Source organism: Francisella sp. AG1 (assembly GCF_057683165.1).
Genome location: NZ_CM173135.1, coordinates 24959 through 49560, shown reverse-complemented (window position 1 = coordinate 49560; position 24602 = coordinate 24959). Strand labels below are relative to the sequence as shown.

Below are 24602 nucleotides of genomic sequence, written 5' to 3'. Positions count from 1 at the left end.
AGATATGCCAAAAAGAACAGATATAAAAAGTATTTTGGTTTTAGGGGCTGGACCAATCGTTATCGGTCAAGCTTGTGAGTTTGATTACTCAGGAACTCAGGCATGTAAAGTTTTAAAAGAAGATGGCTATACTGTTTTTTTAGTAAATTCTAATCCTGCGACAATCATGACAGACCCAACAACTGCAGATAAGATTTTTATCGAGCCTATTACTGTTGAAAGTGTAGGAAAAATAATTGCTCGAGAAAAACCTGATGCTATATTACCAACAGTTGGAGGACAAACTGCTCTTAATTGTGCTTTAGAGTTAGACAAAGCAGGCATTTTAGAAGAATATAATGTCGAAATGCTTGGTGCAAAAGCTGACTCTATTGATAAGGCTGAGAATAGAGAAAGGTTCAATAGAGCTATGGCAAAGATAGGGCTTGAAGTACCTAGGAATGTTGTAGTGCAATCGATAGATCAAGCACATGAAGCATTAAAAGATATTGGATTACCTGCTATTATTAGGCCATCATTTACACTTGGTGGTAGTGGTGGTGGTATCGCAAACACCAAGAAAGAGTTTGAAGCAATTGTCAAAAATGGTCTAAGTTTATCACCAACAAATGAAGTGCTAATTGACGAATCTATCTTAGGTTGGAAAGAGTATGAAATGGAAGTTATCCGTGATAGAGCAGATAATTCAATCATCATCTGTTCTATAGAAAATATTGACCCTATGGGAATTCATACCGGCGATAGTATCACTGTAGCTCCTGCATTAACCCTTACTGATAAAGAATATCAAATAATGCGCGATGCTTCGATTGCAGTACTTAGAGAGATTGGAGTAGAAACTGGTGGCTCTAATGTTCAATTTGCAGTAAATCCAAAAGATGGTAAATTAGTTGTCATTGAGATGAATCCTAGAGTATCTAGATCATCAGCTTTGGCATCAAAAGCTACTGGATACCCTATTGCAAAAGTCGCTGCTAGACTTGCTGTTGGCTACACACTCGATGAAATAGATAATGATATCACAAAAGTAACGCCCGCATCATTTGAACCAACTATAGACTACGTAGTTACAAAAATACCTCGCTTTACTTTTGAAAAATTTCCAACAACATCGGCAAAGCTATCCTCTCAGATGAAGTCTGTTGGCGAAGCTATGGCAATTGGTAGATCATTCTCCGAAAGCTTACAAAAAGCTCTTGTATCACTTGAGACAGGCTTAACTGGCCTAGACCAGGTTGAAATTCCAGGTTACGATGATACTAAAACTTTTGAAGTAAACAAAACTGTTATTTTAGAATGTTTAAAAGAATTATCTCCTATGCGTATATTAAGAGTTGCTCAAGCTTTAAGATATGGCGTTAGTGAGTCAGAAATATATGAGGCTTCTAAAATAGATCCCTGGTTTATTGAACAAATAGCAAATATTATTCTTGCAGAAAAAACTCTCCAAAAATCAGGCTTACCAAATAGTAAAGAAGAATTTTCTTCATATAAAAACATAGGTTTTTCTGATGCAAAAATAGCTGAACTTGTTGGTAGAACAGAGCGATATATTAGAAACTTCAGATTTGGTAATGAAATCTACCCTACTTTTAAAAGGGTCGATACTTGTGCTGCTGAATTTGAATCAAAATCATCATACCTTTATTCAACATATGAACACTATAGCTTTGAAGAAATAATCAGAGATTGCGAATCTGAAATATCAGATAAAAAGAAGGTTATAATCCTAGGTGGTGGGCCTAATCGTATTGGTCAAGGCATAGAGTTTGATTATGCTTGTGTACATGCATCTAAATCTCTAAAAGAAGAAGGTATTGAGACCATCATGATCAACTGCAATCCTGAAACAGTCTCAACAGATTATGATACTTCTGATAAATTATATTTCGAGCCTTTATGTGCTGAGAATGTACTAAATATCATCAAAAATGAGATGCGAAAAGGCGAAGTCCTTGGTGTAATCGTCCAATTTGGTGGCCAAACTCCATTGAAACTAGTGTCTGCTTTACATGAAAACAATATCACTATTTTAGGTACAGATCCTGATATGATTGATCTAGCAGAAGATAGAGAAAGATTTAAAGAATTACTTGATAAGGTTAATCTAAAACAACCTCTAAATACAATCGCATATACGATCAATGAGCTGAAAAAAAATATTGGTAAAGTTGGCTACCCCGTGGTTGTACGACCATCTAATGTATTAGGAGGTAGAGCTATGGAGATTGTTCACTCTCAAGAAGAATTAGATGCTTATATTGAAAAAAATGCTAAGTGTATTCTTGAAGGGCCAATATTAATTGATAAATTTCTCGAGAATGCTATAGAACTTGATGTAGATGCTCTTGCTGATGGTGGTGAACGTGTTTTTGTTGCTGGTATCATGGAGCATATTGAAGAAGCAGGTATCCATTCTGGTGACTCCGCTTGTTCAATTCCTACTAGATCTCTGACCGATGAGCAAATCGAAGAGGTTAAGCAAGCTACTATCAAGCTAGCCCGAGAACTTAATGTAATAGGCCTTATGAATGTACAATTTGCTTACCAAAATAAACAATTATATGTAATTGAGGTAAATCCTAGAGCATCTAGAACAGTTCCTTTTGTTGCAAAAGCTACAGGGAATAGTATAGCTAATATTGCTACTAAACTTATGATTGGCAAAAAGCTTTCTGAATTTATTTTAAATAATCCAATACCGAGACACTTTTCTGTAAAAGAAGCCGTATTCCCTTTTGGTAGGTTTGAAGATGTTGACTGCTACTTAGGTCCTGAGATGAAGTCTACAGGCGAAGCTATGGGTATTGATAAAAGCTTTGGTGTAGCTTTTTATAAAGCTCAAGAAATGTCTTTTAATAAACTACCTTTAAAGGGTAATATCTTAATATCCGTAAGTGATAGCGATAAACCTAAAATAATCACCCCTGTTAAAGAGCTTGTCAAACTTGGTTTTAACATTTTTGCCACCAAAGGTACCGAGAGGTTTTTAAAAGATAATGGCATTACATGTAAGCTCTTCGATAAAGCATCAGATAATATTGGTAATGAACGAGTACATAGTACAGTTAATGCTATAGAAGCTGGTGAAATTGATTTACTCGTTAATACTTCTATTAGACAAGAATTAAAAATAAGCCTAGCCCTAAGAAGAGCTGCTATCATGAGTAGAGTTCCTTATGTAACTACTGCTGGAGCTTTTGAAGCCTTTGCTATTGCAGTAAAAGAGATGCGAAGTATTGATAATTCTTTTGATGTAAAAACTGTTAAAGAATGGATTAATAGTTAGACTTCGACTTATTAGAACACCTATCGTTTGGGTAATAATTGATTAAATATACTTAATGGATTTTTTTTGAATGAATTTAATTTTCGATATCGATGGAACAATTTGTAATAATAGAAAGCATATAGCAGAAAATATACAAGAAGAAATAAAATCTCTATATAACAAACACAATGTTGTTTTTGCTTCCTTTAATGACAAATTTAATTTGAATAAGCACTCAAAAGATAACCTTTTTGATATAACCCCCAACCATAACAATAAATATATAGCACTTAAAGATTGTGATCTCAACATGCAAGAATCTATCTGTCTTGGTAATGATCATAATGATTTTATGATGCTAGACAATGCTTACATATCTGTTTTTGTTGGTGGCGAGAATACTTATAATGATGCAGATATTTATACTGACTTTGATGGTGTTCATAATGTCATAAGAAAACTTAAAAGTACTGGTGTACTATAGTAATTTAACTATACAAAAGGTATTAAAATGCTATCATTCCAAAAGCTTATAAAAGCTCAACAAATAAATAAAAATGATTTGATCAATTTATTCCATCAAGCTGATCTTTATAAAGATAGACTTGCTAAAAGAGAGCTTATAAAAGATCTGGAAGGCAAAATTTTAGCTAGTTTATTTTTTGAACCAAGTACTAGAACTAGGTTTTCATTTGAATCAGCAATGAGTAGGCTTGGAGGTAATGTTATATCACTAGAGAATGGTTCATCAAGTTCGATCAAAAAAGGCGAATCTTTAGAAGATACTGGTAGGATGATGGATCAATATGCAGATATTATCGTTATGCGTCATCCAGAATCTAATAGTGTTAGTGAATTCTCTAAATATGTAGCATCACCTGTTATAAATGCTGGTGATGGAGAAAATGAGCACCCAACCCAATCACTTGTTGATTTATATACGATATATTCTGAAAAAGGTTCTCTTGAAAATCTAAAAATTGGGTTTTTAGGAGATCTAAAATATGGTCGTACAGTACATTCTTTGACCAATATTTTAGCCAAGCATAATGCTAGTTTTAGTTTCATATCCTCTAAAGAATTACAAATACCAGATAAGCTAAAAAAATATATTGATAAACATGGCAATAGCTACAGTGAGCATGAACAAATTGATGCAAATATTTTAGAAAAACTCGATGTGCTTTATGTAACTAGAATACAAAGAGAAAGATTCTTAGATCAAGATACGTACCTCAAAAATAAAGATTTATGTTATTTAGATAGGAAACACATTTCTGATACAAGTAGCTTTATAATCCTTCACCCTTTACCAAGAGTAGATGAAATGGATAAATCTATAGATACATTAAATTGCGCTAAATATTTTGAGCAAGTCCAATATAGTATCCCGATCAGAATGTCTTTACTTTATCTATTATTAAAATCCCAAAACTTACTATAATTATTTTATGATTTTTGCTAGTTATTTATTTTGCACTAAAATATATTAACTTTTTAATAATTTTTATGTGGAGTCTATTTTAACTCTATGTAAAACTATTAATTACTTTTTTAAACCTATAAATTTGAAATTTACTATGAAAAGAAATGAAGATGTAATGTGGTCACTTAGTTTGTATGGAACAGCTATAGGGGCAGGTGTTTTATTTTTACCTATACAAACAGGAATATCAGGAATCATTCCTATACTTCTAGTCTTATTATTTATTTTTCCAATGGTTTTTTTATCACATCGAGCACTATGTCGGTTTGTAATATCAAATCCAAATGCCAGCTCTGATATTACAACGGTTGCTGATAACTATTTTGGAAAAATTGGTGGGATGCTTTTTAATATTCTATATATCTTTGCTATTTTACCTATACTTCTAGTCTATAGCGTTGGTATAACAAATACTATAGAGAGTTTTTATACTCATCAATTATATTATAATTCACCAAATAGATTTCTACTAAGTTTACTTACTATCGCATCTCTTATTTTTATTATCAATTTTGGACAAAAATTCATAATACGAGTAATGAGTTTTTTAGTGTTTCCTTTCATTATAGCACTAATCATACTTTCCTTGTGGATGATACCATATTGGAACACTTCTATACTTAGTACCAGCTTCAAATATAATAATACTTTTTCTGGAATTATATTAGCTATTTGGTTAATTATACCTATACTTATTTTTTCTTTTAATCATTCACCGATTATTTCATCTTTAGCTGTTTATACAAAAACTAAATATAAGCAAAATGCAGATACAAAATCTTCTAAAATAATAGCTTCTAGTAATATTTTAATGATTGCTACCGTAGTATTATTTATATTTAGCTCAATGTTGACTCTAACTCCTCAAGATCTAATATTAGCTAAATCAGAAAATATTTCTATACTTTCCTATTTAGCTAATCATTTTAATAATCATACCCTTGAATACGTTGCTCCTTTAATAGCTTTAATAGCTATGAGCAAATCTTTCTTTGGTCATTATCTAGGATCCAAAGAAGGTATTGATGGCATGGTCTATAAAATAACAAAGAATAAGATCAGTAGAAAAACTATAAAACCTGTGACCCTGTCTATAGTATTCTTATCGTGCTGGTTAGTAGCATACTTAAATCCTAACATTTTAAATATGATATCTAGTATCGGAGGGTTGGTACTAGCTATTATATTATTTATTATGCCTATTTATAGTATTTACAAAATCAAAGAGCTCAAAAATTACAAAAATATTTTTGCTGATTGCTTCATTTTAGCTGTTGGCATTATTGCTCTCTCTTCTGCTATGTACACTCTATTCTAATTTTAATGCTACTTTTCTAATAATTACTCTTAATAATAAAATTGACATTTGGTTTAATTACATATAAATTGTGTATTACCCTAATGGGGGCGAATATGGTTTCGACATGGATGTCAAAGTCTAAGGTGCATGCCGAGGAAGTACAGTAACCTCGTTAATAACAGTACAATGCCAATAATAACTGGCAATAAAAAAGCAAACCGCGTAGCGGCTAACGACAACAGCTTTGCAGCTGTTGCTAAAGCTGCCTAGTCTAGCTTAATAACCTAGAAACGCACGGATATGATAGGTTTTCTTATGGAGCTATCTATACATCCGTTCATCTTTTACATAAGACGGTTGTTTGTTTTAAGTCTGGAAATAAATAACTGTATTTATCAGACTCGCTAACTTTAACCCTGACTACCCGGGGAAAAGCTAAGCTAAATACTAAATAGGTTAGTCTAAGCATGTAGATCCAAAGATAGAGAGTTTATGGACGCGGGTTCAAGTCCCGCCGCCTCCACCACAAAGCATTTTCACATAGTTTCAACAAGTATCTAAAACCCTTTAAAATAAGCACTTTAAGCTGATATTGTAGTTTTACACAGTCCCAAAGCATACTAATAAATCCCTTGCAAAAATACATACTAGATACATAATCACTAAATGAGTATGTATCTATGGCTGCTAAAATCACTGATAGCAAAGTAAAGAGCCTAAAGTACAAAGACATAAAAAGTATGTCTTTAGGTGATAGATTAAACATAAGAATAGATAAGAATGATAATAAGTATTTTTTCTATCTATAGTTAATCTGATAATATTGTGCTAAAGACGTGAGTAATAGCATCAGATAAATTATCAAAAGAATTATTTACTTTTCTTAAAATTCTTTTAAAATTGGCCCAAATTTTTTCTATAGGATTTAAATCAGGAGAATAAGCAGGAAGGTATAGTATCTGTATATCAAACTTCTCTGCTATTTTAGCCAATTTAGGAGACTTATGAAAACTAGCATTATCCATAACAACAGTAGTCTTTGGAATTAACTCAGGACATAAATGCTTTTCAAACCACTGATTAAAAATTTGAGTATCTGTATATCCAGTATACTCTAGCGGTGCTATAATCTTCTTTTCTAAATAGTTATAACCAGCAACTATACTTTTTCTCTGAGTTTGATAAGCAATAACTTCACCATAGCTAGGTTTACCAACAAGAGACCATCCTCTTAGTACAGACTGTTTATTATCCATACCCATTTCATCTAAATATACAAGTTTGTTAGGTTCAATAGTCTCAACAACCTCTATAAAACTTTGCCTATCTTGTTCTTTTCTTTGCTTATATTTAGGTGTCTTTTTTTAAAACTAAAACCAAGTCTGGTAAGACAATCATAAAATGTGCTTCTAGGTATTTCAGGAGCTAATGCTTCTCTAATATCTAAAGCCATTGCATCTGGATATGTTCTTAAGTAGCTTTCTATCGCTTCCTTATCTGTAAAGGTTGCTACTCTACCGCAACCCAAGCCTTGCTTAGATTTATAATCACCAGTTGTCTCGTATAAGTTTATCCAAGATCTAGTAGTACGGATATCTATATTAAAAAAATTACTTAGCTCTTTGTCTGTTAGGCCTTCTTTATATTTAGTTATTACGATATCTCTGAAATCTTGGCTATATGATGACATTTTTTCTAAATATTATAACATTATTGTCAAATAACTATCGGATTAACTATATATACTCTTAACGGTAAAAGAACTACTATAGGCATTGGAAGCTATGCCAGTGTATCTTTAAAGCAAGCTAGAGATATAGCTTTTAAATATAATCAAATGCTAGCGATTGGCAAAGATCCAAAATTAGAAAAAGAGAAAGCCAAATATCAAGATAATAACTTATTTACTATAGTATCTGATAAAGCTTTTGAAACTAAGCGCCCTACTAAACCACATGGCTGGAAAAGTGAGGAAGTATATAAAAGAAACCTATCAATATACAATAGGTTTAATCTTTGATAAGTAATTAAATCATCACTTCTAGTTATATTTTGAGTTTTAGTTTCATCTACTAAGAAAATGGAAATTAAATATAATAGGAGGATACTATAAATAATTTAGTAAAAATAATACCTTTCACCGAAATAGGTAAGGATAAAAGAGGTGTTACATCCTCATTTAAGCTATGTCGTAAACAAGATGATTTCATATTTATTTCTAGGAAAAAAGGTAGTATTAGCGGTAATATATATCATCAAGGCTTGTCGTATGCTACTGATCCGAAAATCTTTATTTTATTATCAGGAAAAATAAAATTTTCATATAGGCATATAGATGAAAGTGATGTTGTGGTAAAAATCATTACGAATCAATCTATAATACAAGTGTCCCCCAATATTACACATCAGGTTGAAGCTGTAACAGATATAATATTATTAGAGGCCAACTCAATAGATGATATAAAGAATGATCGACATAGAAAAGAAGTAAATATACTAAAATAGCTCAACAATAATCTATAAAAAAATGATATTATCAACAACAATTAAGGAAATAAGCTAAGCTTATTTATAGAATATGCTTCACATAGCCCTATATTTTAAAGTAAAACATAGGTGATTTTGAAATGCTAAATTTAGCAATTCTACACATCAAAAGAAGCTCAAAGCAATACTTTAAAAAAATATATAAATATTCTCCTAGGTTAGACCTTGTTAATACTTAATTAAATAAGCATGTTTAATACTTGAAATAAATAGTTATAAGAGATAAATGAGACTATAAAACAAAACTCATGATTTCAAGCAATTATTAATATATAATCTAAAAATAAATTAATAAACACCCTGAATGGGATTAGCCTTAGCTTAATGGAACTTGTTGATGGATAATAATTTCATACACACTTATTGGTCTAGTAATAGCGATGCTGTGAACGCAGTACCTTATTTTGTTTCAAATAATATGTCTAAACTATCAAGCCATATTAAGGATACATTGTTTATTTCAATTTTATGGTGTAACACTAAGGCTTTTAAGAGTCTCAAGGCAAAACAAGCACAAACAAAAGCTTATTACAATTTAGACCAATATATTGAATTAATAGAAAATCACAATCCAAAAGCTAATAAACTCCCAACAATAAAGTGCTTACGAGAGCTTTTACCTAATGGTACAGAAGTCTTTATTAATACATTAAAATCTCATTTCATTGTGATAGACTTTGAAAGCTATTTAAAGAATAGAGCTAATGAAAAATCCGTAAATATGCCTAATAGGTCTGAAGCTTATAATCTACTACTAAATCTCTATCAGAAATGTAATCAGCGGCAAATTTTTGCATTTGTAAAAGATCATATAATATCTCTTATATTTCTTGAATTATATGGTTTTTACTTTGATATAGATAAAGTTCCACATGGTGACAATGATCCTTTCTTTAAAAGCTTTGATAATTTTTGCCAAATTCCTTACATTAGCGAAGAAATACGTATGATGAAGCAGAATAAAAAAACAAAATATTTCGGCCTAGCTACTTTCCTTGATGTAAACCCTGATCAAAGAGAAATTGGACTATATGGGGATGATGTTGGATTTCAGTTTGCTGTATACAATACTTATTTAAGGCCAACAATAGACTTGGATAAGTTAAAGATTGAAGACTTTCAAATAGATAGCAAAGAACTTGAAGAATCTTACCAGGAATTTGTAGAATATATGACCGTTGATTTCCCTGAAGCTATGAAGGATTCTCTGCCCTATTTTTACTTAAAAAAAGATAAAAAATATTATGACAATCCTAGTGTTGTTGATCACATGAAACAATTTGGAAGCAACAAATATGATTGGGCTAATGATGCTTTTTTTAATGCACAGACATCTGGTAAAACTGATCCGTTAAGATATGCTTCACAAATATATATTAATGAATGTTTAACTAAAATTTACTCTCTTGTGGCTCTTTTATATCCCAATGAGTTTTTTCGTGTGGGTGATCACGGAGTTGGTCATCCTGAAATATTAGAAGCCAGAGATTTTTACGTCAAGTTCTATCGTGAAAATCTATATAGAAAATTTGATCAGCAATATATAAGTGAACCATCTAGTTTTTATTGTACTGGGTATCAACAATTAGAGAAATATCAGCAATCTGTTAAACTTATTAAAGACAAGTTTAGTAATTCTAGACAATCTAATATTCAGCGTTTTTTTCAAATTTATGGAACACGTATGAAGACACAAACTATAGGCAATTATATATGTTACTATGCACTAGGGTTTTCCATAGAACAAAATGGCGTCTTACTGCACCTAAACAGTATACGACGATGTCAATGGATAAAAACTATATTGAACTTGTACATGAAAATAAAATTTTACGCATTAAATTAAATAATTATTTATTCATTAATAAAGTACCAACACCAAGATATACGCTACAGATATCTCCTAGAGATAATCCCGAAGTAGTTGAAAAAGAATATTCTATGATTACAGATCTACACTTAATGTCACATGAATCTAACTCTAGAATTGCTTTTAGCTACTTTAAACCAAAAATGAATTTAGCAGTCCAAAAAGTTGGAATAATTTCAATATTTCAGGATCTTAAAGACTTTGCGACAAGATCATCATTCTTTGATTGGAAAATCAAACTATCTTATACAAGAGAAGAATTTGATAGAAAATATGCAGTATTATCGAATCAGATTAATGAAGGTGAATGGTCTGAATGGTAACAAAAATAGAAAATAGTTCGCATTGCACTAATATTCAGTAACTGCAAAACAATAACCTCACCACAGATCTATAACCCATGATTACATAAAATTTAAAGAAAAATGGGCAAATTAGAATGCTTTTAATACCTCTAATATCATTTCTACTCCAATGCCTAAAAGAAGCAAGCCCATAATTTTACTTATGATATTAATCTTTGCTGGGCCTAAAATTTTAGATATTTTAGGGACTAATAAAAAAAATAAATAAATTACAAAAACAACGATAATACAAGCAACACTTGCATAAATTTTATGCATCGTTTCGGGGAAATAATGTCTTGAATGAGATATTGTTGTAACAATAGCACCAGGGCCTGCGACTATAGGAATGGCCAAAGGCACAATAGCTACACTATCTGACATAGCCTCTTTGACATGATTTTCATCTGCTTGATGACCACTTTCAGGTAAATATCCAAGTATTCTTAATGCAATCAAACCTATAATTAAACCACCCGCTATACGGAACGCTGCTATTGATATTCCAAAAAAATTAAGCAATGCCGCACCTATCCAAATAGATGCTAAAAGTATACATACTATAGCTAAGCACATTTTCAAAGCTACTATTTTGTTTTCAGCAGGATCTAAATTTTTTGTGATTCCTAAGTAAATTGCCATGTTACCAAAAGGATTTAAAATGGTAAATATAGAAACAACAAAAGTTACTAGTGATGCATATTCTGTCATATTATCTCCATAAGTATTTATAATTTTAACTAGCCTTAATTTGACATTACTCTTCTTGTTTTGTAAATACAAGGTATTGATAAAATTTTAAGCTAAAATATAGTTAATCCGATAGTTATTTGACAATAATGTTATAATATTTAGAAAAAATGTCATCATATAGCCAAGATTTCAGAGATATCGTAATAACTAAATATAAAGAAGGCCTAACAGACAAAGAGCTAAGTAATTTTTTTAATATAGATATCCGTACTACTAGATCTTGGATAAACTTATACGAGACAACTGGTGATTATAAATCTAAGCAAGGCTTGGGTTGCGGTAGAGTAGCAACCTTTACAGATAAGGAAGCGATAGAAAGCTACTTAAGAACATATCCAGATGCAATGGCTTTAGATATTAGAGAAGCATTAGCTCCTGAAATACCTAGAAGCACATTTTATGATTGTCTTACCAGACTTGGTTTTAGTTTTAAAAAAAGACACCTAAATATAAGCAAAGAAAAGAACAAGATAGGCAAAGTTTTATAGAGGTTGTTGAGACTATTGAACCTAACAAACTTGTATATTTAGATGAAATGGGTATGGATAATAAACAGTCTGTACTAAGAGGATGGTCTCTTGTTGGTAAACCTAGCTATGGTGAAGTTATTGCTTATCAAACTCAGAGAAAAAGTATAGTTGCTGGTTATAACTATTTAGAAAAGAAGATTATAGCACCGCTAGAGTATACTGGATATACAGATACTCAAATTTTTAATCAGTGGTTTGAAGAGCATTTATGTCCTGAGTTAATTCCAAAGACTACTGTTGTTATGGATAATGCTAGTTTTCATAAGTCTCCTAAATTGGCTAAAATAGCAGAGAAGTTTGATATACAGATACTATACCTTCCTGCTTATTCTCCTGATTTAAATCCTATAGAAAAAATTTGGGCCAATTTTAAAAGAATTTTAAGAAAAGTAAATAATTCTTTTGATAATTTATCTGATGCTATTACTCACGTCTTTAGCACAATATTATCAGATTAACTATATAATGCCTTTACAAAAATTATTCTCTATGCTCGCCTATCAATGTATAATGAAATCAATAACCAGAACTTATAAAGCTTTATTTCAAAATGAAATGGATACCAATATCAATTCTTTTAATAACTTGTCTTGCTAGCTGTACATTCATGCATAAGCCAACCAAATCTAGTACTACGCCACTTGTACAATCAAATATCAAAACTTTATTTACAAATAAGACAAATAATAACGAAGATTTTTTTAACAACTATTAACTTAAAATTTAATAGCTGGTGTTATGTAAAAATTTTTTATAGAATCTTTTTCATCTAAAATTTATAATTCTAAATCATGTTAAAAAAATACTCTCTACTTTTGGCAATAGGTTTTATTTGGGGATCACAATTTATATTCCAAAAAGAAGCAATTGAATATTTCCCTCCAATATTAATAGCTTTAACTAGGTCTTTAATTGGCTGTATTATCCTCTGTTGTATATGCTATTTCCTAAATGTAAAATCTTAATCTTTTAAGAAAGATTTTGGTATTTACTCACTGATTGCTTTTCTTGAAGCTACTATGCCTTTTATGCTAATACCTTGGGGGCAAAAATTCACAAGTCCATCTATTACGGCCATATTAACTGGAACTGTTCCTTTTCTTGTGGTTCTTTTAGGTCCTTTCATTATCCGATCAAGAATAACTATATCAAATATTATAAGCATATCTGTTGGCTTCATTGGGCTTATAGTGTTATTTTATCCAAATTTAGTAACTGAAAATCATTCTATTAATATTTATGGAATATTAGCTATATTACTTGCTACTATCTCATTTGCTTTAGCATTGCTACTTCTAAGTAAGTCATGCTTCCATGACAATCCTGTTATAGTATCAAGAAACATACTCATAGCATCGACTATTCAACTATCGATATTAATTCTAATCTTTAGACCTAATTATCCTCATATCCACATATCATTTTTTGCATTATCATCTCTTGTTTACTTAGGAGTCTTTTGCGCTGGCATCGTTTATTTCTTATATGCCTACCTTATAAAACTTGCTGGGCCTGTATTTACTTCTTTTACTAACTACTTAGTACCTTTATTTGGTGTTATTTTTGGAAAAAAAATCAACCACGATCCATCTAGCCTAACTGTTTGGATATCTTTAATAATTATATTATCTGCTGTTAGTATAAATTACATTACAAGGCACTAATATATTTATAGTGATTAAGAATCCATTTTGATACAATGAATCTGCAAGTAAATAAAAAGGGAGATTTATTATGCGTTGTCCATTTAGAAATGATCAAGGTGACCAACAATGTTTTAAACAAGTTGGAAAATGCTTTTTAGGAATTTTCCTAGCTATACTTGGAGTCGCTGTAGGATTAAAAATTATTGCCTTAATTCTATGTATATTACCAGGCTCGTGCCATGGAAATATTTGGCTAGTTGTTGTTGCTGCTATAATAGTTATAGTTGCAGCCAAATATCATAAAAATAATAGCTGTTGCTGTGGTCCAAACTGCAATTGTGATGAAAATTGTCCTTGCCGCAAAAATCAGAGCAATAGTGAGTGTTGCGAAAAAAAAGAAACTGAAATCAAAGAATAGTTTTAAAACTATTCTTTTAATATAAACATTAATACTTTGTTTTGGTACACTATATTTTATAGACACCTATAAATTACGTAAATCTATGCAATATGTAAATCAAAACTGTGATCTAACTCTAAAGCAAGGATTAGAAGAATATAATAAAAACTATTCCTTTTTAAACCCTAATGATAGTCATGACAAAGCTAGTAAATGGTTTAAAAATCATGATATAACTCACGTGCTATTTGGCACAATTCCCTTTCAAATAAGAGGAGAATCCATAAACGATACATGGACTCTAATAGGTACAAATGTAACTCTAAAAGGCTACAAAGAGTTCTTTAAATTTATTGATTATAAAACAGTCATAAATAGCTACCTGAAAAGATATAAATATAAATTTATCGTTTATTTGGTAATGATTAGGCAGCTGCCAATATGCATATTAACCATATTTAAAGCTTATAAAATGTCAAAAAAATGGGATTGGTATAATTATGAAGAGTATATGTATACACCACTAAAAAGTATTAGAAAAGAATTTAATATAAAAGTTATCAAACCATAAACATTAGAACCATTTAAGCTTTTTAAATAAGTATATTTGAAGTATCACTACTACTGTTAATATTCCAATAAATATCCAAAAAGCATATGGAGTTTCTGAACCAGGTATCCCCGCTACATTTATACCTAAAAGCCCTGTTAAAAAACTCAATGGCAAAAATATAGCGGCTATCACAGCTAAGAAATACATTTTATTATTAAGTTTATCACTCATAACATTACTAAGTTCATCCTTAACAATTTGAGAACGCTCTCTAATCTCATCAAGATCTTCAATATAGCGCACTACATGATTATATATTTCTGCTAAATAACGCTTATGAGAGTTTGCCAACCAGCTTAAACTACTCATCCTTAATTGCTCAATCACATCACGCTGAGGAAATATATAACGCCTAAATACGATTGTCTGTTTGCGTATATCAACTATAGATTCTCTTAAGTTATTATCTACTGATTCTATAATTTGTTCTTCAATATCTATTAGCTTATCATCAAGCTCACTTAATACCGGCTCCATTTTTATAGATAACTTCTCAATAAGTCCTGTAATAAATTCTGCTGATGTTTTAGGGCCAATATTATTTTCTAAATCTGATACTATTTCATCTAATAACTTTAGTGAACGTAGACATGTACTAATAATTTGATACTCATCCATCCATAACCTTATTGAAATCATATCTTCAGGATTACTATTTTTATTTAAATTCATTCCCTTTAAAATTATCAACATACCATCATTAATCTGGGTAAATCTTGGTCGGGTTTCTTCTGCTACTAATGCATCAACAATATATGGGTCTATTAAACCCAATTCTCTACTTAACCAGATTTTAGTTTCTGGATTATTAGCATCCAAATGTGTCCAAACAAGCCTTTTTTTATCTTTTTGGTGTTGATAATCATTTTTAAATATAGCGGTTACACCACCTTTACCATCAAAACAATGTGAAAACAAAATACTATTCATGACTTCAAAATAGATACTGTTAATACTATAGATTTTAACAGGATAAATAGATTTTAAAAAATACTTTTAAAATTAGCGTAGCTCCTTCACTAAAAATATTCTTTAACCCTGTCAAAGTTATAAATATTATTCTCAAAGAGTTAAGTAAAAATTTTAGAATCAAAAAAATCATGATTTAAGAGTGACTACTTAAATGAAAAATATTGTATTATATACTAATTCATCCTCACCGATAGAGAACCTCTTTTATCTATATATTTAAAATTCTCTACATTAGAGTTCATAATAAGCGTGGACCCACCTTCACAATCACTAAAAGTGTGTTCATAGCTTTCATGATTACTCATATAGTTAATCTGATAATATTGTGCTAAAGACGTGAGTAATAGCATCAGATAAATTATCAAAAGAATTATTTACTTTTCTTAAAATTCTTTTAAAATTGGCCCAAATTTTTTCTATAGGATTTAAATCAGGAGAATAAGCAGGAAGGTATAGTATCTGTATATCCAGTATACTCTAGCGGTGCTATAATCTTCTTTTCTAAATAGTTATAACCAGCAACTATACTTTTTCTCTGAGTTTGATAAGCAATAACTTCACCATAGCTAGGTTTACCAACAAGAGACCATCCTCTTAGTACAGACTGTTTATTATCCATACCCATTTCATCTAAATATACAAGTTTGTTAGGTTCAATAGTCTCAACAACCTCTATAAAACTTTGCCTATCTTGTTCTTTTCTTTGCTTATATTTAGGTGTCTTTTTTTAAAACTAAAACCAAGTCTGGTAAGACAATCATAAAATGTGCTTCTAGGTATTTCAGGAGCTAATGCTTCTCTAATATCTAAAGCCATTGCATCTGGATATGTTCTTAAGTAGCTTTCTATCGCTTCCTTATCTGTAAAGGTTGCTACTCTACCGCAACCCAAGCCTTGCTTAGATTTATAATCACCAGTTGTCTCGTATAAGTTTATCCAAGATCTAGTAGTACGGATATCTATATTAAAAAAATTACTTAGCTCTTTGTCTGTTAGGCCTTCTTTATATTTAGTTATTACGATATCTCTGAAATCTTGGCTATATGATGACATTTTTTCTAAATATTATAACATTATTGTCAAATAACTATCGGATTAACTATATCATTACATGAAGCAATAATATTATTTTTTAAATCATATACCTCATAATATGCATACAAATGAGATGTATAAATAAAAAACAAACTTAATATAATAATTATTCTCGATATCATTATTTATTTTCAAATAATCTAAAAATCACATTCTAACCTATTTATACTTATATTCCTATAATTTTTTGCCTAAAGATATAGCAAATAAACTAATAATCTATAGCTATAATGTTATTAAGAGTTTATTATTTTTTGACTGATTTTTTTTAGGTTATGAATGCAAATAATTTAAATAACTATCATAGTTATTAATAATGGACATTATTTAAAACAGCTCATTAAATGACAGAAATATTTATCAACTATATTTAAGCACTATATCCTTTTTATAACTTCTTGCGTAAATATTCTTGTTGATACAAGTTTAGATCCTTCTGAAAATATATCTCTAGTTCTATAGTTATCTTCAAGAGTCTTGTCAATCGCAGAAGCAATGTTTTCAGCTTCTTTTACCAAACCAAATGAGTACGATAGCATCAAAGCTGCTGAAAGAATCTGAGCTATCGGATTAGCTTTATCTTGACCTTTAATATCATAAGCTGACCCTCCAGACGGCTCATATAGGCCAAAACCATCACTATTTAAGCTTATAGATGGCACTAAACCAATCGAACCAGGTAAGACAGAAGCCAAATCAGAAAGGATATCTCCAAATAAATTAGCTGTAACAATTACGTCAAACTGTGCAGGATTTAAAACCATTTGCATCGCACAATTATCAACATACATATGTTTAAGATCTATATCAGGATAGTCTTTAGCAACCTCATTGACAATATTGCGCCATAACCTTGAAGTATCTAACACATTCGCCTTATCTACAGAGGTAAGCTGCTTAGAACGCTGTCTAGCACGTTCAAAAGCTTTTATCGCAATATTTCTAATCGTGATCTCATCATATTCAGCAGTATCTTTAGCATGTCTAATACCATTCTCGTCACTAAAAGTTTTATGCTCACCAAAATATATATCTTTTGATAACTCTCTAAATATTTCAATATCTGCACCATTAGCTATGCGATCTTGTTTCAAAGGGCAAGAGTCTTGTAAAGATGAAAAAACCTTACTTGGACGAATATTTATATTAAAATTAAAATATTTGCGTAAGGCTAAAATGCTATTTGTTTCACATCCTTGCCATTTTTGTTGATCTTGTGCTTCAACAGGACCACCAACAGAACCAAATAAAATCGCGTCTGATTTTTTACAAATATCTAAAGTTTCTTTAGGACAATGATCTTGATATCTGTCATATGCCGCCCCACCAATAAATCCTTCAACATAATTGAAATTATGCTCATATTTAGCAGCTATAACATCGAGTACTTCTAATGCTGATTCCATAACCTCTGGTCCAATTCCATCACCAGCTAAGATAGCTATATTTTTTTGCACTTTTATCCCCTTTCTTGTTCAAACTTTTTAATAACATCTAAATGCTCAACTAAATAAGTCATATCATCAAGTCCATTTAATAAACAATTTTTACGAAAAGGATCATAGTCAAAACCATAGCTATCATTTTCAACTATTACCAACTGTTCATTTAAATTAACACTAAATTCTAACTTAGGGTGATCCTCTGCTTTTTGACATAAGCTCTTTGCATCATCTTTTGCTAAAGAAATTAGAAGTAAACCATTTTTTGCCGCATTATTAAAAAATATATCTGAAAAAGATGGTGCTATTACAACTCTTATACCTGCCTGAATAAGCGCCCAAACAGCATGTTCTCGTGATGAGCCACAACCAAAGTTATCACCTGCAATAAGGATTTGAGCACTGGCATAATTAGGGTTATTAAAAATAAAATTATCATCATTTTCTTTTAAACGAAAGAATAAACTCTCACCATAACCATTTTTTGTTATTTGAGTTAAAAACTCAGCGGGAATAATCATATCCGTGTCAATATCATTTAACCATAATGGAATCGCATTACTTACTATTTTTTTAAAGGCTTGCATTTTATAACTCCTTATCCAACTTATTAACACTACAAATTTTACCCATAATAGCACTAGCTGCAACAGTTTGTGGTGATGCTAAATGCGTTATGCTTCCTTTACCTTGCCGACCGATGAAATTTCTATTTGAAGTGCTTATACACCTTGCACCTGCTGGGACCTTATCTTCATTCATAGCTAAACACATTGAACAACCTGGCATCCTAAATTCAGCTCCAGCAGCTAAAAATATCTTATCTAACCCCTCTGATATAGCAAGATTTCTTACTTGTTCAGAACCTGGGACAATATACATTGTGACATTATCAGCGACTTTCTTACCAGCTAAAACTTTAGCTACAGCACGCATATCTTCAATACGGCCATTAGTACAGCTACCAACAAAAGCCCACTGAATTTCTTTACCAAGAATATTTTCATTTGCACTAAACTTAGTATAAGCGTAGGCTTGTTGAGCTAATTTATGTTGATGAGTTGGGATACTTTCTAAAGCTGGGATTTTTGCTGATATATTAATCGCATGTTGTGGATTGATTCCCCATGTAACCATTGGCTCAAGGTTTTCAACATCAACTTTTATGACTTTATCATAATGAGCATTTTCATCACTTATAAAACTTTTCCATTTCTTAGTAGCTATGTCAAAGTCGCTATCCTTCGGCGCATATTTTTTACCTTTCAAATAACTAAATGTCTTTTGATCAGGTGCTACCAAACCAGCTCTAGCTCCACATTCTATCGACATATTACATAAAGTCATACGCTCTTCTATTGACATCATATCAATTACATTACCAACATACTCAATTACATAGCCTCCAGCTCCACCAATACCTATATTAGCTATCAGCTTCATAATAATATCTTTAGATGTAGCAAATTTAGAAGGTTCACCTATAAATTCAACTTTCATAGTCTTTGGCCTATATTGTAAAATGCAATTTGTTGCAAGCACATGACCCACTTCTGATGTACCAACACCAAATGCCAACGATCCAAAAGCACCATGTGTAGAAGTATGTGAATCTCCACATACAAGTGTTGTTCCAGGCAATGTAAAGCCTAACTCAGGCCCTATGACATGCACAATCCCTTGATGTTGACTATCAAAATCATAAAAATCTATATTAAACTCTTTTACATTACTACGTAGCTTTTCAACTTGAGCTTTCGCCTGCATATCCTTCATTTCTAAACGATTAATAGGTGATGTAGATATACTATGATCAACTGTCGCAATAATTGAGTCTGGATCATTTATTGGAATATTTAATTCTCTAATTTTATCAAATGCTTGTGCTGAAGTTACTTCATGCATCAGCATCCTATCTATATACAAGATATCTGGAAAATCTTTTACTTTTTTTACAACGTGAGCATCCCATATTTTATCAATTATATTTTTTTGCATATTAACCTCTAAAGTTTGTTTCTATATATAGCTTATTAGTTGCAGCTATTAAAGCTTTAAGTGAAGATATTTCAATATCTTGATCAACAGCTACACCTTCTACAACTGGACTATTTTCACCTGCTTTAATCATAATAGTTGTTTCAGATTTAGAATTTATACCGGCATCCTTTAATGAACGAGAGAAATAATCAGCTATATTTATATTTGGGATATTTTGCTGGATGCCTTTTAATAGCGCTGAAAGTGCTGAATTCTGACTTTTATCAGTGATTTTATAATCAACATTACCAAAAAAATTACCTTTAAGCTCGACATATGTTTCTCCATTAGTTTTACCATAATCAATATTGGCAACATTTATAGGTGACCTTATTTGCTTATAAGCTTCGATTAGCTCGGCATCTGTGATCCCTTTTCTACGCTCATGATAAATATCTTTAATTTGTTGAGCAAACCTTGATTTCTCATTATCAAGACAAATATAACCATTTTCCTCAATAATTTTTTTAGCATGATTGCCTCCAGATAACGGACCAAAGACAAAACTAATCTCACTACCAACTGATTCAGGATGAAATGGTTGATACGCTAAAGGATTATTTAAAATCGCATTAGTATGACCACCAGAAGTATGTCTAGCAGAATTTAACCCTGTAATTGGATAATGAGGCTGTCTAGATAACATTTTTTTATCAATAAAGTCAGAAATTGTTTTAAAACCTGATATATTTATATCATTATGTAAATGGACTGCTTGTTGTTTACCAAATAAATTAATAAACATTATACACTGCTCTAAAGATGCATTACCTGCACGCTCTCCCACACCATTAACACACCCTTCTATTTGCCTAGCAGGACCATCAAAAACAGCATTCATAGAATTTTCAAGTGCTAAGCCTAAATCATTATGACAATGTGCTGACCAAATAATATCTTTATCTGGGAATTCACTTTTAATAATTTGAGCATGTTTTGTCATATTATTGACAAAATATTCATCACCCTCTCGTTCACATGCACCACCTATAGTATCTGGACAATTAATAACCCTTGCTCCTGCTCTAACAGCAGCTCTGAAAATATCTGCAACATAATCAAAATCACTGCCTAACTTAGAATATCCTTCGGCACTAAACTCGACTTCAAAACCCTGGTCATATGCTAACTTTATTAGCTCATATACATTTTTAATATTTTGGTGATTATCATTTTTACTACCTAAACTTGCTTGAGCTAAGTTTGGATCTACAGGTAAATAGACATGAATCCTTGCTTTTCCTGATGCTAAAGATGGGCGCAAAGCATCCATTGTTATTTCAACTTGGTTTTTTCTTAATTGGCATAGTCCTGCAATAATCATATTTGAACCTTTTTTTGCCATCCGCTTTGAAATAGTATTTACTATTTCAAAATCAGTATTACTTGCTGAAGGAAATCCTGCTTCCAAAATATCAATATTTAAATTATCAGCATAATCAGCATAAGCAAGATTATCTTCAAAAGACATTCCTGCGCCTGGTGATTGCTGACCATCTCTTAATGTCGTATCAAAAATATAAACTTTTTCTTTAATCATAGTAACAACTCCTATACATACGTTAACGCTTCTTTATAAGCTTCGCCCTGCTTTAATTGTTCAAAAATCACTTTAATTTGATTAGTTATTTTATATTCTGATGCTTTTAATTTATTGTCATCAATACTACCTACAGGTGTTAATTCGGCAGCAGTACCACAGAAAAATGCCTCATCAGCATTAATTATTTCATCTACTTTGAAATAACGTTCTGTTACTTCATAACCTAGATCTCTTGCTATCGTTATTATAAGTTTTCTAGTTATTCCATCCAAAATAGTTCCTAGTGGAGTTGTTATTAATTCATTATTTTTAACAAAAAAAACATTCATTGCTGCACCTTCAGCAACATTACCATCCACATCAAGTAATAATGCCTCATGATAATGGGTACCCACAGTTTCTCTCGAAGCTAGAAGACTATTAACATAATGTCCTCCTATTTTGGCATCACAAACAGTAGATTTAGGATGTATTCGGATATATTTACTTACTTTTATATCAACCTTATCAGCAGCCATATATTTGCCCATTTCAATACAATATATAACAATATCTACAGGATGATCTTTTTGAGGTAAAACACTTACTGTTCCTTCAGCATAATAAGCTAATGGTCGAATATAGCAAGACTCCATATTACTAGCTTTAATGGTATCTAAAACTGCCTGACATAATTCTTCTAATGAGAATTTACATTTCATTCCTAAAACATTCATGGAATACATAAACCTTTGCATATGCTCTCTTAGCTTAAGTACACCAGTTCCATTTATTGTTTTATAGGCTCTAATTCCTTCAAAAACAGATGAACCATAATGTAATGAATGTGTATTTATTCCTACTTTAGCTTGATCATAAGATACAATTTTGCCATTTTTCCATATTCTGTCTATCATATATGTCCTTTTTAATAAATTTTATTGTTAATATTTACTTATTTTTAATGAAAAAAATATATTTAAAGCCGAGGTTCCTATCAGACAACTATATTAGAGGCTGAGAGAGATTTTCTTGAGCAGAATGAGTGATGATTTTATTTTTGAAAAAGTAAATTTTAAGATATTTTTTTGTACAGTTATAACAGTAGATTTTTTGTTAAACCGAAAAGCGTCCAAAATAGCTTCTACTACAAAACCGATATTATTTTTCGATAACGGCATTAGCAACTCGCCACTTTATAAATTTACTCATACTTCGATTATAGAGAATATTTTAGGATAAAAAAAGCTTATATAATGATAAATACATAATTAATACTTATCAATAAAGTCAAATTAATAAGTATCAATCCACTTAACGATAACATTTTGTCTATTATTGCCTTGTTCTAAAAGAGAGTCATATAATTGTTTTTCATAACTTTTTTGATTTTTTTTACCTTGTATATATTTTTTCCAATATTTTGATTCTTGTAAATCTAAATTTTTAGCTTTTAATAATGAAAGATTATTAATCATTTGATCAAACTCTTTAATCTCTTGTTGATACTTATCATAATCATTAGAAGCTAGCACCTTTCCTAAAAATTGGTATTGGCTATACTCACCAACACTATGTTTCTCAATGCCTGTAACTGCTGGATCAAATATACAATATAAAGAAACATAACCATCATTTTCTATTGAAACCTCATGTTTGTTGCGTAATGGTTTTTTTTGACCTTGACAATCAATCCACTCTGCTGACTCAATAGTTTCATCTAAATAATAGGTAGTATTTTGATTTAATTTATACCATTGACTCCATTGCTGATTCTCATATGGATGCTGAGCAAATCTTACATATGCTTTTCCTTGCACATCATAACAAATATTTGGTTCTGTATTATTATTATATGACATCTTAAATACTGAATCACCATCCTTATTTTTAGGTAAGCCCTCTACATCAAACATCGTAGTATGAAACCAAGAAATAGGAGTACCAGATCTGCTCATTAATGTTTCATCATGAAAAAGAAAAATACGTCTACTTAAATATTGTGGTGTTAATATCCAACGTAGAGGTCTATCATTAGCGCAACCGTAAATAAACTCTTCATTTCTTATTATTAATTTTTTTCCTCTCGATTGAATTTTATTTGGTGCTGATGCTACAACAAGCCTTGTTTCAGCTTCCACCTCCAAGCTTGCAATACTTGTGGGCGGAATATAACAGTGTACACCTTTCACTAAGTTAAACTCTTCTGTAGTATTTAACTTCAGTTTAACTGACCCAGATATTACTGTAAGTATATGCCCATAACAATCTAGCTTTATAGTATCTTGAGTAAAAAAAATACTTATTAAAAATGCTATACAAAAAAATATTGGCGCTAAAGATAATACTGTTTGATAATCAGATAAGCTATAAACTAGGTTTGTATTTTCATTAGCATATATAAAGCTTAAAATAGTACCTGCTATAACTTGTATAATAACTACACCTAAAATTATAAACATATTAGTAAAAGCTACGCCAACACCTAATTTAGCTTTAGAAGAAATATCTGCAACTACAGAAAAAGTTAAAGCTTGAGAACCTGCAGCTGCACCTAATAGAAAATATAAAACCACATAATAAAGGCTTCCATAATCTGGGCCATAGATTATAAATAAAGTTGAAAGTATTCCTATTAATGCTGCTAAGCTAAGCATTAGTTTCCTATTCTTTAATATATCAGAAACCATACCTATTATAGGGGCACCTATGCCCATACCTAACCATACAAAAGACACTATGGTTGCAGTTGGGTATGGCCATACCCAACT

Annotated in this window: 21 protein-coding genes, 1 other RNA gene and 3 pseudogenes; 14 read left to right on the top strand and 11 right to left on the bottom strand. The window is 30.9% G+C overall.

Features of this window, described 5'->3' with window-relative positions; translation table 11 throughout:
• The first annotated feature begins 4 nt into the window (after positions 1–4).
• The 6 genes from carB to ACR0PV_RS00240 all read left to right on the top strand — a co-directional run bounded on the left by carB (position 5) and on the right by ACR0PV_RS00240 (position 6866).
• A complete protein-coding gene (gene carB, locus ACR0PV_RS00265) occupies positions 5–3289 on the top strand; it encodes a carbamoyl-phosphate synthase large subunit (RefSeq protein WP_488173067.1) in 3285 nt (1094 codons plus the stop codon).
• Positions 3290–3359: 70 nt separating this feature from the next.
• Complete coding sequence (locus ACR0PV_RS00260) at positions 3360–3755, top strand: HAD hydrolase family protein (RefSeq protein ID WP_488173066.1); 396 nt, start codon at positions 3360–3362, stop codon at positions 3753–3755.
• Between the two features lie 27 nt (positions 3756–3782).
• On the top strand, positions 3783–4715 hold the full coding sequence (gene pyrB, locus ACR0PV_RS00255; RefSeq protein ID WP_488173065.1) for an aspartate carbamoyltransferase: 933 nt from the start codon (positions 3783–3785) through the stop codon (positions 4713–4715).
• Positions 4716–4851: 136 nt separating this feature from the next.
• Complete coding sequence (locus tag ACR0PV_RS00250) at positions 4852–6075, top strand: aromatic amino acid transport family protein (protein WP_488173064.1); 1224 nt, start codon at positions 4852–4854, stop codon at positions 6073–6075.
• An 85-nt stretch (positions 6076–6160) separates the two neighbouring features.
• Positions 6161–6583: a transfer-messenger RNA gene (gene ssrA / locus ACR0PV_RS00245) on the top strand.
• 154 nt (positions 6584–6737) lie between these two features.
• On the top strand, positions 6738–6866 hold the full coding sequence (locus ACR0PV_RS00240) for a hypothetical protein (protein ID WP_488173063.1): 129 nt from the start codon (positions 6738–6740) through the stop codon (positions 6864–6866).
• Here the strand turns inward: ACR0PV_RS00240 and ACR0PV_RS00235 are convergent.
• A protein-coding gene (locus tag ACR0PV_RS00235) for an IS630 family transposase (RefSeq protein ID WP_488172201.1) occupies positions 6867–7747 on the bottom strand; the annotation gives its coding sequence in 2 pieces (ribosomal slippage) (positions 6867–7423 and positions 7423–7747; 882 coding nt in all). It lies immediately after the preceding gene.
• A 30-nt stretch (positions 7748–7777) separates the two neighbouring features.
• On the opposite strand from ACR0PV_RS00235, the pseudogene ACR0PV_RS00230 reads away from it, so the two are divergent.
• The 3 genes and pseudogenes from ACR0PV_RS00230 to ACR0PV_RS00220 all read left to right on the top strand — a co-directional run.
• A pseudogene (locus ACR0PV_RS00230) lies at positions 7778–8074 on the top strand (Arm DNA-binding domain-containing protein); the annotation flags it as partial.
• An 867-nt stretch (positions 8075–8941) separates the two neighbouring features.
• The gene (locus ACR0PV_RS00225) at positions 8942–10450 is read left to right on the top strand and encodes a hypothetical protein (RefSeq protein ID WP_488173062.1); all 1509 of its coding nucleotides are present in this window, start codon (positions 8942–8944) and stop codon (positions 10448–10450) included.
• The gene (locus ACR0PV_RS00220) at positions 10387–10797 is read left to right on the top strand and encodes a hypothetical protein (protein WP_488173061.1); all 411 of its coding nucleotides are present in this window, start codon (positions 10387–10389) and stop codon (positions 10795–10797) included. The genes ACR0PV_RS00225 and ACR0PV_RS00220 overlap by 64 nt, the downstream gene beginning before the upstream one ends.
• A gap of 111 nt (positions 10798–10908) precedes the next feature.
• Here the strand turns inward: ACR0PV_RS00220 and ACR0PV_RS00215 are convergent, their stop codons facing one another.
• Complete coding sequence (locus ACR0PV_RS00215) at positions 10909–11529, bottom strand: MarC family protein (RefSeq protein WP_488173060.1); 621 nt, start codon at positions 11527–11529, stop codon at positions 10909–10911.
• Between the two features lie 149 nt (positions 11530–11678).
• Between ACR0PV_RS00215 and ACR0PV_RS00210 the strand changes: the two genes are divergently transcribed.
• The 5 genes and pseudogenes from ACR0PV_RS00210 (at position 11679) to ACR0PV_RS00190 (ending at position 14718) form a co-directional block, all read left to right on the top strand.
• A protein-coding gene (locus tag ACR0PV_RS00210; protein WP_488172194.1) for an IS630 family transposase occupies positions 11679–12559 on the top strand; the annotation gives its coding sequence in 2 pieces (ribosomal slippage) (positions 11679–12003 and positions 12003–12559; 882 coding nt in all).
• 333 nt (positions 12560–12892) lie between these two features.
• A pseudogene (locus ACR0PV_RS00205) lies at positions 12893–13240 on the top strand (EamA family transporter); the annotation flags it as partial.
• A 51-nt stretch (positions 13241–13291) separates the two neighbouring features.
• Positions 13292–13765, top strand: coding sequence for an EamA family transporter (locus tag ACR0PV_RS00200; RefSeq protein ID WP_488174007.1), 474 nt, complete (start codon positions 13292–13294; stop codon positions 13763–13765).
• 70 nt (positions 13766–13835) lie between these two features.
• The gene (locus ACR0PV_RS00195; RefSeq protein WP_488173059.1) at positions 13836–14165 is read left to right on the top strand and encodes a hypothetical protein; all 330 of its coding nucleotides are present in this window, start codon (positions 13836–13838) and stop codon (positions 14163–14165) included.
• A gap of 85 nt (positions 14166–14250) precedes the next feature.
• Positions 14251–14718: a hypothetical protein gene (locus ACR0PV_RS00190; RefSeq protein ID WP_488173058.1), complete on the top strand. Its 468-nt coding sequence runs from the start codon at positions 14251–14253 to the stop codon at positions 14716–14718.
• 3 nt (positions 14719–14721) lie between these two features.
• Here ACR0PV_RS00190 and ACR0PV_RS00185 read toward each other — a convergent pair whose 3' ends face one another.
• From ACR0PV_RS00185 to ACR0PV_RS00145, 9 genes and pseudogenes are all read right to left on the bottom strand, one after another.
• Entirely contained in the window at positions 14722–15690 is a 969-nt protein-coding gene (locus ACR0PV_RS00185) for a zinc transporter ZntB (protein ID WP_488173057.1), read from the bottom strand.
• 215 nt (positions 15691–15905) lie between these two features.
• Positions 15906–16082: a hypothetical protein gene (locus ACR0PV_RS00180; RefSeq protein WP_488173056.1), complete on the bottom strand. Its 177-nt coding sequence runs from the start codon at positions 16080–16082 to the stop codon at positions 15906–15908.
• Positions 16042–16785: pseudogene (locus ACR0PV_RS00175) on the bottom strand (transposase). The gene ACR0PV_RS00180 and the pseudogene ACR0PV_RS00175 overlap by 41 nt, the downstream one beginning before the upstream one ends.
• Before the next feature lie 419 nt (positions 16786–17204).
• Positions 17205–18284: a 3-isopropylmalate dehydrogenase gene (leuB, locus tag ACR0PV_RS00170; RefSeq protein ID WP_488173055.1), complete on the bottom strand. Its 1080-nt coding sequence runs from the start codon at positions 18282–18284 to the stop codon at positions 17205–17207.
• 2 nt (positions 18285–18286) lie between these two features.
• A complete protein-coding gene (gene leuD, locus ACR0PV_RS00165; protein ID WP_488173054.1) occupies positions 18287–18856 on the bottom strand; it encodes a 3-isopropylmalate dehydratase small subunit in 570 nt (189 codons plus the stop codon).
• Position 18857: 1 nt separating this feature from the next.
• Positions 18858–20267, bottom strand: coding sequence for a 3-isopropylmalate dehydratase large subunit (leuC, locus tag ACR0PV_RS00160; protein ID WP_488173053.1), 1410 nt, complete (start codon positions 20265–20267; stop codon positions 18858–18860).
• 1 nt (position 20268) lies between these two features.
• Positions 20269–21849: a homocitrate synthase/isopropylmalate synthase family protein gene (locus ACR0PV_RS00155; RefSeq protein WP_488173052.1), complete on the bottom strand. Its 1581-nt coding sequence runs from the start codon at positions 21847–21849 to the stop codon at positions 20269–20271.
• A gap of 11 nt (positions 21850–21860) precedes the next feature.
• Positions 21861–22748 carry a branched-chain amino acid transaminase gene (locus tag ACR0PV_RS00150; protein WP_488173051.1) on the bottom strand — a complete coding sequence of 296 codons (888 nt, stop codon included), beginning with the start codon at positions 22746–22748 and terminating at the stop codon, positions 21861–21863.
• A 378-nt stretch (positions 22749–23126) separates the two neighbouring features.
• On the bottom strand, positions 23127–24569 hold the full coding sequence (locus ACR0PV_RS00145) for an MFS transporter (protein WP_488173050.1): 1443 nt from the start codon (positions 24567–24569) through the stop codon (positions 23127–23129).
• Positions 24570–24602: the final 33 nt, after the last annotated feature.